At 39.0% G+C, this 11946-nt stretch carries 12 protein-coding genes; 2 read left to right on the top strand and 10 right to left on the bottom strand.

Annotation, left to right across the window (positions count from 1 at the left end):
- Window positions 1-39 precede the first annotated feature (39 nt).
- A complete protein-coding gene (locus NIAKO_RS03000; RefSeq protein WP_041347914.1) occupies window positions 40-822 on the top strand; it encodes an AraC family transcriptional regulator in 783 nt (260 codons plus the stop codon).
- A 454-nt stretch (window positions 823-1276) separates the two neighbouring features.
- Here NIAKO_RS03000 and NIAKO_RS02995 read toward each other — a convergent pair whose 3' ends face one another.
- Together NIAKO_RS02995 and NIAKO_RS02990 are read right to left on the bottom strand one after the other, a co-directional pair.
- The gene (locus NIAKO_RS02995) at window positions 1277-2191 is read right to left on the bottom strand and encodes a helix-turn-helix domain-containing protein (RefSeq protein WP_014216914.1); all 915 of its coding nucleotides are present in this window, start codon (window positions 2189-2191) and stop codon (window positions 1277-1279) included.
- A gap of 6 nt (window positions 2192-2197) precedes the next feature.
- Window positions 2198-3115, bottom strand: coding sequence for an NADP-dependent oxidoreductase (locus tag NIAKO_RS02990; protein ID WP_242675544.1), 918 nt, complete (start codon window positions 3113-3115; stop codon window positions 2198-2200).
- 823 nt (window positions 3116-3938) lie between these two features.
- Here NIAKO_RS02990 and NIAKO_RS02980 point away from each other — a divergent pair.
- On the top strand, window positions 3939-5330 hold the full coding sequence (locus tag NIAKO_RS02980) for an IPT/TIG domain-containing protein (protein ID WP_014216911.1): 1392 nt from the start codon (window positions 3939-3941) through the stop codon (window positions 5328-5330).
- 473 nt (window positions 5331-5803) lie between these two features.
- Here NIAKO_RS02980 and NIAKO_RS02970 read toward each other — a convergent pair whose 3' ends face one another.
- The 8 genes from NIAKO_RS02970 to NIAKO_RS36330 form a co-directional block, all read right to left on the bottom strand.
- Window positions 5804-6709, bottom strand: coding sequence for a hypothetical protein (locus NIAKO_RS02970; protein WP_014216910.1), 906 nt, complete (start codon window positions 6707-6709; stop codon window positions 5804-5806).
- 90 nt (window positions 6710-6799) lie between these two features.
- Window positions 6800-7150 (bottom strand): zinc-binding dehydrogenase, encoded by a 351-nt coding sequence (locus NIAKO_RS02965; protein WP_207622490.1) that lies wholly within the window; start codon window positions 7148-7150, stop codon window positions 6800-6802.
- A gap of 33 nt (window positions 7151-7183) precedes the next feature.
- A complete protein-coding gene (locus NIAKO_RS02960) occupies window positions 7184-7939 on the bottom strand; it encodes a pirin family protein (protein ID WP_014216908.1) in 756 nt (251 codons plus the stop codon).
- A gap of 2 nt (window positions 7940-7941) precedes the next feature.
- On the bottom strand, window positions 7942-8847 hold the full coding sequence (locus NIAKO_RS02955; RefSeq protein WP_014216907.1) for an alpha/beta hydrolase: 906 nt from the start codon (window positions 8845-8847) through the stop codon (window positions 7942-7944).
- A gap of 401 nt (window positions 8848-9248) precedes the next feature.
- On the bottom strand, window positions 9249-9782 hold the full coding sequence (locus tag NIAKO_RS02950) for a Cif family virulence factor (protein ID WP_014216906.1): 534 nt from the start codon (window positions 9780-9782) through the stop codon (window positions 9249-9251).
- Window positions 9783-9811: 29 nt separating this feature from the next.
- Window positions 9812-10240: a tautomerase family protein gene (locus tag NIAKO_RS02945; RefSeq protein WP_014216905.1), complete on the bottom strand. Its 429-nt coding sequence runs from the start codon at window positions 10238-10240 to the stop codon at window positions 9812-9814.
- Between the two features lie 53 nt (window positions 10241-10293).
- Complete coding sequence (locus tag NIAKO_RS02940; protein WP_014216904.1) at window positions 10294-10869, bottom strand: Crp/Fnr family transcriptional regulator; 576 nt, start codon at window positions 10867-10869, stop codon at window positions 10294-10296.
- Window positions 10870-10939: 70 nt separating this feature from the next.
- Window positions 10940-11743, bottom strand: coding sequence for a TlpA family protein disulfide reductase (locus tag NIAKO_RS36330; RefSeq protein ID WP_014216903.1), 804 nt, complete (start codon window positions 11741-11743; stop codon window positions 10940-10942).
- Between the last annotated feature and the right edge of the window lie 203 nt (window positions 11744-11946).

The raw sequence follows: 11946 nt of genomic DNA, 5'->3' as shown, positions 1-11946 counted from the left end.
TATGATTTAACCGGTATCATGCTTAACTTCGTTAATATAATGAAAGAACCCGTTTCAAAAACTCTAATAATCGGACCAGAGTTAGCACCCGAGCAGTTTATTGCTGAACACCTTTTCCTATATCTAATTAATGGCAGACTCGAAGGACGCTATGGCGAAAATAATTATTGTTTGTCATCTGGCGAATGCTGTATTCTCCGTAAAAACCAATTGGGCAAATACATAAACGTTCATGAAGCTATTAAAGCGACTAAGGTCACTTTTATATTCGATCAACCATTTCTGAGAACTTTTCAGGAAAAACATAGGTCATCAATAAAATTAAATAGGTTTACTGATGCTTTTGTAAAGGTTGCCAGCAATGATCTGTTATCAACATTCATTGGATCGTTAAACCCTTATTATGATAGTGACGGGCGAATTGGCAAAAGTTTCTTTGATTTGAAGCGCGAGGAACTGCTGCTTATATTGCTGCAATCTAAGCCTGAACTTTCAGGCTTATTTTTTGACTATGGAATTCCAGGCAAAATCGACCTGGAACAATTCATGAATCAAAATTACAGGTTTAATGTAAATCTTGACCGCTTTGCTTTTTTAACGGGAAGAAGTCTGTCATCTTTCAAGCGGGATTTTAAGCATACTTATAATGATACGCCACACCGTTGGCTATTAAAGAGACGGTTAACAGAGGCTCGCTTTTTGATGGAAAAGGAAGGGAAAAAACCAATGGAAATTTTTGTGGATTTGGGCTTTGAAGATCTTTCACATTTCTGCTCTGCATTTAAGAAGCATTTCGGAAGGTCACCCAACAAATTGACATGAGAAAGGTGACAATAATCTAGTAAAAGCACGGGCACCCGCCAATGGGTATTTAATAAAGATTCAAACATCAACGTGAAAAAGGCATAGGTGTCGGTGATGGGGATTGTGTTCGAACAAAAAGCTATTTGAACTTTATCATGATCTCCATTCAGCAAGTTTTAATGTTATCGTATAAGAACGACTGCGGAAATAAGTGAATCACACCAACTTACAGCAAAAAAAGCAGAGAGCGGGGGAAATGAACCTACCCTACTCCATATTGTTAGTCAATTAATTAAGAACTGCAAAATGTAATGCTCCATTGATGACGCGTGTGTGAAATGATGAAATCAAAGGAAGAAAGAGCGATTCGACACTATACTTTGGTGTGAATTAGGAGCGATGATGCCATCATAAGTTCTTTGATCCAGGTCATGAACGACAAGTTTGATGGGTATGCGACAGGCGAAGCTATCTAATTAACATTGAAGGAGGCACGGAATTCCAGTGGAGACTGGTTCGTTTTTTTTTTGAAGAGCCTGTTAAAGGATTGTGCGTGTTTAAATCCTAACTGGTAGGCAACCTCAGCAACGGATAAGCTGGTCGTGGACAGTTTTTCCTTGGCAACCTCTATCAATTTTTCATGGATATACTGTTGCGTGCTCTGGCCTGTGACGGTACTAAGTAAGGTGCTGAGGTATTTTGGGGATAGGTGTAGTTGGTCAGCTATGTATTGAACAGTGGGCAATCCTTTCGAAATCAGTTCATGAGTATTGAAGTATTGATCAAGCAGTTCTGCCAGTTTGCCGACCAACTGATGGTTTGTTTTTTCCCGGGTAATGAACTGCCGGTTGTAGAAACGCTCTGCGTAGGTAAGCAGGCTTTCTATTTGCGTGATAATGATCTTTTTGCTGAATTTATCAATGTTGTTATGGTATTCCTGTATGATGTTTTCAATGATGTTATTGATGGTGGTTTCTTCTTTGGCAGAAAGAAATAGCGCTTCCCTGATGGAATAGTCCCAAAAGTTGTACTGCTTGATGACTTTAGCAAGTGGCGTATTCCATAAGAAATCAGGATGAATGTATATCACCCATCCTGATCTTTTGGTTTCTATTGTTTCTTCATTGATGCCGATGCTGAAGACCTGCCGTGGGGACATGAATGACATGATGCCTTCATTGAAGTCGAGATATTGCTGTCCATACTTAACCTTCACATTCAACATTCTTTTCACCGCGATACTATAGAAGTCCATAGTCATATTCACAGGTTCTTCCTCCTGCATTTGCATAGGTGTAGAGATGTCTATGATACCGAACAACGGATGATTGGGGCGGGGCAGTCCCCTGTATTCAAGAAATTCGCTTATGGTTTTAAAATGTCTCATGCTCTCTTAGTCTTTTATGATCTCCAGCACCAGTTTACCGCGTACATGACCGGCTTCATTTTCCATGTGTGCTTCAGCAACCTGCTCCAGCGGAAATACTTTGCTTATTGTTACTTTCAGTTTGCCTTCCTCTATCATAGTTGCCATCTCCTTTAAACTATCATAGGTTTGAAATCCTACGAGTTCGCCGGTTGCCTGTTTTGCTGCAAGAGCTGCTTTTACGTCTTCGGCATACGGAAAATCAAGTTGCGAGCATACCAGTATACCTCCCTGCCTTAATACTTGTACGAATTTAATACGGGTCTCGTTATCACGCACCGGTGAGGCATCAAAGATCACGTCTATGTCTTTCAGGATTTTTTCCCAAGGCTGGCTCCTGTAGTCAATGGCTTCATCGGCTCCCAGTTCTTTCAGAAAGGCCAGATTATGCGACGAAGCAGTGCCTATTACATACGCCCCTTTTGCTTTGGCGATCTGTATGGCCAAACTCCCCACTCCTCCTGCTGCGCCATGAATGAGTATCTTATGGCCTGGCTGTATCTTGCCATAATCGACTACTCCTCTCCAGGCCGTTGTACCAGCTAAAGGTATACCTGCCGCTTCTGTGAAGGTAAGGTTTTGTGGTTTGATGGCTACCGATGTTGCTTTTGCCACAAAGTATTCGGCATAGCTGCCATCGCCGGGAAAGTTGGGAATGCCGTAAACTTTATCACCTTTTTGAAAGCTGGTGACCTCAGCTCCAACTTCCTCTATGATGCCAGCAGCATCCCAACCCAGCGTAAGGGGCAGTTTCAGATATGGCCTCAGGATGTCATTGCCACCTCTTCTGATACCGCAATCGACTATGTTTACACCACTTGCATAGGTCTTTACCAATACTTCATCCGATGCAGGTTTGGGTCGTGCTGTTTCTTCTAGTTTCATGACTTCTGGCTCTCCAAATTCATAAATCCTTATTGCTTTCATTGTTGCTGTTTTTGATGATGTAAAGCTCTATGATCGGAGGGGAATGAATGTAACCAAAGGTTTGTTTGTTGTAACCGGAAGTCACTTTTCGAGCCCCCTGGCCGGACAGCATCCTCGGCCGGCCTCCCTGCAACACTTCAACAAAATATACACCGCTTCGGTAAGTGTGCCACCTGTTGCAGGAACCTTAAGATCATATGTCAGGAATAAGGAACTTGAATTCAATAATGTTTTTTATTTTGATAATGATTTTGTGAGTGCCTACACCAGAAAGGCTTAAAGGCCTGTCCTCCCTGTATCGGGGGATAGACCAACGGTTTTCGCAATACCACTTTGCTTCTTATTTAGGCGTTAAACCAGAATCTTTGAGCAGGATCAAACTCTTAACATACATCAATAAATAAAGCTTTCTTTAAGCCGAACTTCGTACTTCATTAATTTTCCAATATTGAAGTATGCCAATAATCAATTTAATAGTAAGCCTGCCAAGCCTGGCGGGCTTACTTTATCCATAAGAAATTATGCAGCATCCTTATCCGTAACAGACTGACAATTTTCCAGCATTTACATTAATAAATTATTCAATAAGCGTCCATTTTCTCAAGACAATAAATTTATTTTTTCCTCATAAATACATCACGTAGGAAGTTTAGAAAATTCTTTGTCTTATAGGTAGCAGAGCGATCAAGCTGAATGATACAATAAATATGATCGCTCTATTACACACATGCTTTCGGGGTTATACCTCAAAAGTGAGTCGTTCAAATTTTAATAATTAACCATGAAAAAAAGATTCTCCTTTATTTTAGTCTTGATTTACACAATCTCTTTTATTGCATGTAGCAAAAAGGATAAAACTACCGAACCGGCAACGTCAAACGGAAATTCCTCCACATTAACTGCATTTATAGGAGATACAATTAGCATTGCAGGAAAAAATCTTGGCACCGACCCTAAAGCGCTAATGATTATATTCGGAACAGTGGTTGCTGAAATAATTAACGTATATGATACATCTGTGAAAGTTGTTGTACCCGATAATATGGAAGGACCGGCTGCTAAAATCCATATATATTCCGGCCTTACCGAGATAATGCAAGCTAATGATTTCAAGCTGAAAGCACCTGTTATTCAATCTCTTTCCTGTAATTCAGGTACAACAGGGCAGCAAGTAATAATAACAGGAAAAGGATTTAGTAGTTCAAACAAATTGACACAGATATTCTTTGGAGACAAGCTGCTAACCGCTATTGATCAAAATCATACCAGTTTAACCATACAAGTACCGGATAGCACACCGCCAGGAAAATATGCTATTTCAGTAACCCTGGCTGCATTGAAAACTACTGCTGCAGAATTGTTCACTGTTATACCTGCCGGCATACCTACTTTCACCAGCTTTTCGCCTCAAACCGCATTTATCGGGGATACAGTTACGATCCAGGGTGAGCATCTTGGTACTAATGCTGATGCTTTAACAGTTAATTTTGGAAATGTACAAGCAAAGGTGGTGAGTGCTTCTGAAACTTCTGTGCAGGTTGTTGTGCCGGATGAAATAGAAAAGGCGTCTGCTAAAATTCAACTTATTTCCGGCCTTACCGCCCTTACATCAACCAGCGATTTCCAGTTAAAGGCGCCTGTTATTGATTCTATCACCATTAAATCAGGTTTCTGCGGACAATATTATTACATACGCGGCAAAGGATTCAGAAAATCGTACAAAACGGAGCAGATCATATTTGGCAATACTACCCTACCTGCCAATTGGGGAGCCCCTGACCATTCTTACTTATATACAAAGGTGCCCGAAGGAATGGCCGCAGGAAAATATACTGTCAAGGTTGTGGTAGCTGGCATGACGGCCACAGCGACTGATCTATTTGAGGTAATCGCCCCAAGTATAACATCTTTCACTCCTCATTCCGGAACTTATTTTACAGAAATGACTATTACAGGAACAAATCTGGCAAACGTAAATCCAGGCAATGATGTCTTTGTTAAGTTTGTTGATTTTGCAACTGGCATAGGCAACATTTATGGCTTACTAATTTCGCATGATGCTAATCAAATAAAGTTATATGTACCTAATTTAACCGTAGGTACTTACAGGATTATTGTGAGTATAGTAAGTAGCACTGCTTCAACTACGGAACCGTTCACTTTTACAAATTAACCGGGCGTGAACTTGTTTTTGTTTAGGAATGAGTTTGCTTAATGAATGCCTGAATTTCAGACAAATCCTGTGCAAACTGATTCAAACTTCGTCTCCGATAGTCCGCGTAGGAATCGCATATAGCCCACTCCCAGACCAGGCTATATGCGATTTTGGGTCTTTGAATATGCAGCATAACTATTCTACATAAAAAATAAAAAAAGCTCCTCAAAGCAAAAAGTGTAATCGATACAACTTATTTTAAAAATTGTGTAACACTTTCCCTTTAAAATGCATTCACCTTTTGCATGGTAGTTATTATTAATCAATTTAGAGACAAATAAAAAATGAAAATTATATTGTTTAAATTCGCCAATAACATCTTCCTTTATTTTACCTTCTGCTGTAAGGGAATAACAGACCACTGGAGTAGGAATGATTTTACGTATGTGGTACAAGGGCTTTAAACTATAAGGCAATAATGAAACAGCTATTTAAACACATCGGCGAGTTACTGGAATCCCCGTCGCTAAAGTGTCAGGGCGACTGCCTGTTTGCTTAAAACTCCACTCAAAAGTGAAACCTGTTGCAATCGCCAAAACAATTGATTCCAAAGCAAATTGCCCTTCACTTGCAAAGTTGGCTTTGAAAGTGCCTTTGTGCAATAGTGTGTAAAATACGGGCGTAAATAATTGATATTTAACTGTTAATACAATTAATGCAAACAGCAAATACTTTAACCATTGTTTTTTTGAAAGTTGATTCAGTATTAAAATTGCCATTACCAGGCAAGCCAAAACAGGCTCAATAAAACTAATGTATGCAGGTATAAGTACATCCGGACCATAAGGCAATTTACACCATTCGCTGGTTGGGGCCAGGTACGCGATCTTATCCATTAACGGCTTCCAGGCCGCTCCCAATAATGGATTAATAGCAAACATAAAAACAGCGGCTATGGCGATTGCGGCCAAAAATTTAAAAAACACTTTATTTAGTCTTGACGCAGTAAATACAACTAATCCACAACTAATTGCAATTGCGATTAACTTTGGAATGTTACTTATTAGCATAAAGCCAATGGAATTCGTGCAATAGCCATCCATAAATGGACCCCTAAAAAGAGATTCTGTCAACATCGCATCAATAAAAAACAGGATTGCCCATTTTTTCACAAAAGAACCACTCAGCCGCTTATCAGCTAATTCCCAAAACAACAATAAACCCAGTATCGAAAATATACGGATGATAAATTTGTAAGGTGTTGTAATAACGGATAAATCTGGAAAGGGAACATTCATTTCCTGAAGCATCACAGCATGAACACTTAATGAAAGCACAGTGCTAAGGAAAACTCCTACTGCAAACTTCGCCCAGTTCACATTTGTCTTTTGTAGCATAGATATTGAGGTTATTTATTATTCTGATTATTGTGGACATAATAGCCGCCAATACTTTTCTTACGCGAAAATTCATTAACGTCCGAATCTTTAAAGCAAATCATATATTGTAATTACCGCTTTCCCAATAAATTTACCATTGGGAACCTCGGTGTAAGCCTTTTTAAATGAATTGAAAGGATATACCTTACTAACTACAATTGCAATCCCAGCTTCTGCATAACCTGTAAGTTCGGCGAGATATTCTGGAGAGGGCTTAAGCATGAGTAGTCTATATTTCTTACTTGAAAACAAGTTGATGAAAAAAGAGCTGATGATTTCTTTTGGTCCGGGGGCGGTATGTATATAAGCAGACGAATGTTTCATAATTTTCTTTGCTATAGTAAAGGGCATTTTACCTGATAGGTCAATAACAACATCATATTGTTTGTTCCCTTTCAAAACAACTTCGTTCCGATAAATAAATTATCTTTTTCATTTTGTTCTGTTTATGTTGCCACTGTACATACCTTCTTTAAATACCCTTGCATTACGATCTGTTACAAATAGTACAATATTACAATCCTCGACGGCTTTAAGCAGAATTTTCTCGTCTTCGACAACCAGGCTTTCTCCTTTTTGAATATTGATATTTTCGTTGACCGCAAGCAGTCCGTCAAATAAATACACCAGGCATGTAGCATCTTTTAATGGTAAAACCGGCAGTGATTGTTGTTTTCCCTGTTCCAATCTAATGTCGTAAATCCAGGAATTGCTTCTGATCTGTAAAGGAAACGTATCATCCTTTCCGGCCACCTCCCGCCATTCATTCCGGCTTATCGCTTCAGGAAAATCATAAAACTGTACTTTCGGGATCAGGCCGCCAATTTCCGGACGAATAAATATCTGTAAAGCAGTAAGCACGCCACCCTCTGGCAAAACCAGCTCTTCATGCTGGAATTGCGCGCCGGCGTTCATCATCATTAATCTTTTATTCGTGATGACCTCGATATTCCCTTCCGTATCCTTATGCTGAACAACGCCACTTCTAAGATAGGTTAGTATTTCGTCATCTTTATGCGGGTGCATGGGTACCAGCGTACCGGGTGTAACTGTGGCCTGATCAATTCTTCCAATGGTACCGATACCCGAATCTTCGGAGCCAATCCCTTTACCGGGAAAAAGTATCTCGATGCCGAAGCCACCGTTATTCTTTACAATCTTTTGCTGATTTGTAATTAATTGCAACATGGCTAACTGTTTAATTTATCCTTTAAAAAGTTACTGGCTTCCTGCATCGCTTGTTGTCCTATCGAACCTGTTCCAAAAAATCCATGGACATTTTCGTAATTTTTATAAACTGTAGGGACACCTGCCTTTTGCAACTTATCGGCATAGGCTTTCCCTTCGTCTCTCAGGGGATCATAGTTTGCCGTCATGATCAATGTCGGTGGCAAACCCGAAAGGTCGATCGTCCTTAAAGGCGATGCTTCATCGAATTTAGACGGATCGGTTAAGTAGTTATCCCAAAACCATTTCATCATTTCCGCAGTCAAAACATACCCATCCTTATTTTCTTCCCACGAAGCATGATGTGATGAATAGTGATCTGTTACTGGATAGGTTGCAAACTGGGCCTTAAGTACAACCCCTGCAGCTGTCAATTTTTGCGCTACATAAAGCGCCATGTAACCCCCGGCACTATCCCCGGCCACGGCCATTTTTTCGCCAATCGCGTTATATTTTTTTGCGTTTTCAAGCATCCAAAGCGTAGCAGCAACAGAACTTTCCGGCCCCTCGGGATAGGGATGCTCTGGTGCCAGTTTGTAATCTACCGACATGACCACAGCGCCTGTATTAGCGCAAAGCTGCCGGCAAATTTCATCATGTGTATCTAAACTCAGGAGCACGAAACCACCCCCATGAAAATAAGATATCACCGGGAAGGGGCCGCTTCCTTTGGGGATATAAATTCTTACCGGGATCTGGTCCTTTTCTATTATTGTATTGATCACCTGTCCAACCGCTGTCGGGTTCGGGTTTGCCGGTGCCTGTTTCATCATATCCCTTGTTTGTTGCGGCGGCAAAAGGTTTAGTTTATCATAGCCATGCGCCTCTGCGTAGGCTATTGTTTTTAATACTTCTTCGGAAAGTGCCATTTGATTAGATTTTAATGATTGAATATCTCTTTAAGATTTAAATGATAGGTCAAAGGTCGGCAGGATGCCAAATTTAAAATAGCACGCTGCGCCAGAAAAATAGTCCGATCCGCCAGACGCCTACGATTGTTAATATTTCTCCGCCTTTAGGGTCGACGGATATTGGCGACGGTTTTGAATTTTCCATATTGATATTTATTAATAGTATTTGTCAAGTTTTTATTCAATATTTTTTAATGGTGCTCAGCCTGTTACCTAAATTATAATCTTATTTCCCTTTTATTGTTTTAATTGTGATCAACACCATACTGACTTAAAATTACGAATCATCACAAGCGCAGGTGGAATCGCCCTTGTGATTTGGTTAAATTATCCAATACTTAAATTTTATCCCAACCAGATTACAAACCCTTTTGTCTTTCTTTAAGCGTGGGTTGTTCAAAATAGTCGGTTAGTTCTAAGGAATAGATAACGCTTGTTATCTTCCATTTTCCATCTCGTTTGATCAATGAGAGGTATTTACCACCCCAATTAGTCATTTTATTATCTGCCCAAAAGCTGTAATCCATACTTACCGATGCTACAGTTCCATCTTCTATTATTCGAATATTATCAAACTTATCCTTGGTTGATTTATATCTAAATAAAGATCTCATGAAGGCTTCGTAACTACTTGAAAAATAATTCCTACGTGCAGATTTAACACCTTTCTTTTCAAATTCTCTGGCTTGGGATCTGTCCTTAAGTGCCGCACACCAGGTTACGGTACCGTCATTAAATAAACCATAGAATGTTACAGAGTCTTTTTCGATGACGCTTTTACTGTAATTGTTTATAATGGAAGTGATTTCTTTCCTATTATCTGCTTTTTGCTGCGCATAACCGTGTTGGGCGGTTATTAAAAATATAATTGACAGAAGTTTTATATTTTCCATTTGGTAATAGCTAATATGTAATATTGATCTCAAACGATGTGAGCGGGTATGTTATCACTTTTCCTTTGGTTATTAATATATTTATGCTCTATCGTTAATCCTTCGTAACCATAGGCATCTGCTTTCATTTCCTGAATGGCAGTATAACTTACCGGATGGATACTTCCAAGAAGGAAAGTTAATGCACCGTGTATGGCATCAATATACTTAGCCTTATCACTTTTCAGGTTAGTAGAATCAGAAATTTTTATGTTAAGGTGAAAACTTTTTGCTTTTAACTCAGCAAGAGACACTGAATTAACGAACCAGAGATTATCAGGAACAAATGATACAATAACTACCGTAACTTCAGGCTTTTTGTTTAAAACAACTTTAGTTACATCACTGATAACTTTTACGAGTTCTTTAGCTAAAGCCGGGTTTTCCTGACCACTTACTTTTAAATTGATTATTGGCATACTTCAAAATTTAGTAAAATAAATGAAGTAGCAAGTTCAACTTAAAGAACGCTTTATTTATTGACGTATGTTAAGAGTTTGATCCTGCTCAGTGATTCGGGTTTAATGCCTAAATAAGAAGCAATGTGGTATTGCGAAACCCGTTGCTCTATTCCAGGATATAGGGAAGACAGGCCTTTAAGTCTTTCTGATGCTGAATTTTTCAAAAAAGACGTTTCCCGCTTACATTTCCGTATGAAGTAAGTATCAGAAACATATTTACTTAACTTAAGAAAGGCATTGTCTTGCGCTATTAACATGTTGAGCTTTTCATAACTGATATAATGGATCTTGCTGTTAGTTAATGCCTCTATATTGCAATTGGTGGGCATCTGTGTTAAAAAACTGGTATAGGCACTCACAAAATCATTATCAAAATAAAAATCATTATTGAATTCACGTTCCTTATTCCTGACATACGATCTTAAGGTTCCTGAAGATACAAATCCAATAAAATTACAAACTGAACCCTCACGAATCAAATGCGCCTTCTTCTTTAAATTCTTTGCCTTCAACTGGGCACAAAACAGTTCGAAATGATTCATATCTAATCCTAACTTTCCGATAAATAAAGCGATTAACGATTCCATTATTGCAGCTTATTTGTGAGATGATCCAAAAATAAATTATTTTACTATTGCTAACTGTTTCAGAATTCTTTTAATACTGTGCACGAACTAATTGAATCATTGCATTAATTTCATTGATCAACTCCGTATCTGATGAAAAACCAGTTGCTAAAAACCGCTGCTTGCCGTTAGGGTCAATTATAACTTTGGCTGGAATTCCATTTGGCTTGTACGCCGAAAGCGCCTCAAACATTTGCGGATTGTCTTTTAAAGGCTCGTCCATCAAAACGTAGAATGGGTACTTATTCTGAGTGGTAAACTTTTTAACACGATCGGTAGCTCCATCCTGTTTCTCCTGTGTCGCAATAAATAAAAATTTCACATCTGGATGCTGTATCATTAGCTTCTTCATAGCAGGAAAAGAAGCCTTGCAGGGCAAACACCAGGTGGCCCAAAAATCCAGCACTACAATTTTACCTTTTAAATCAGTAAGTGAAACTGGTTTATCTTCCAAATCACGCAAACTAAAATCCGGAGCATCTGTATTGGTCATTTTTGCTTTCAATTCCTTTTTAAGTTCTGATACAACATTTTCCTGGAGGCCGTCAAAAAATGCATTATAACCAGTTACGTCCTTATTCTTTTTGATATAAAGCTCACGAAGCAAACTATTCATGCCATCTGTAGATTTACCCGTTTTTGCCATTTGCAACAATAAAGCATACGCTTTCTCTTCCTGGTTGTTCAGCTTCAATAAAATTGCATATCGTTCCACAGATGATGGTTCTTTGCCCATGTCTTTTATCTGTTGCATGAGCGTATCGGGGAGTTGGGCCTGCATGGATAATGCACTCCAGATCGTTATACTGAGAAAAAATAATGTAATTTTCTTCATGCTATTTTTCTTTGTTCTATTATTGGAAATGACCACCCGGTTTTCAAGAAGTTGATCTATATACAGTAAACTTCATCTTAATCACCAACAGTAAAAACCGCTTTGCCTACAATGCCTCCTTTGGGTATTGCTGTATAGGCTTCTTCCAGTTCGTTTACGCCTCCATATTGTTGATAGCTGACTTTTTTCATTTTACTGCATTT

It is taken from the genome of Niastella koreensis GR20-10 (genome assembly GCF_000246855.1).
Lineage (GTDB): Bacteria > Bacteroidota > Bacteroidia > Chitinophagales > Chitinophagaceae > Niastella > Niastella koreensis.
This window is presented reverse-complemented; position numbering and strand designations above follow the sequence as displayed.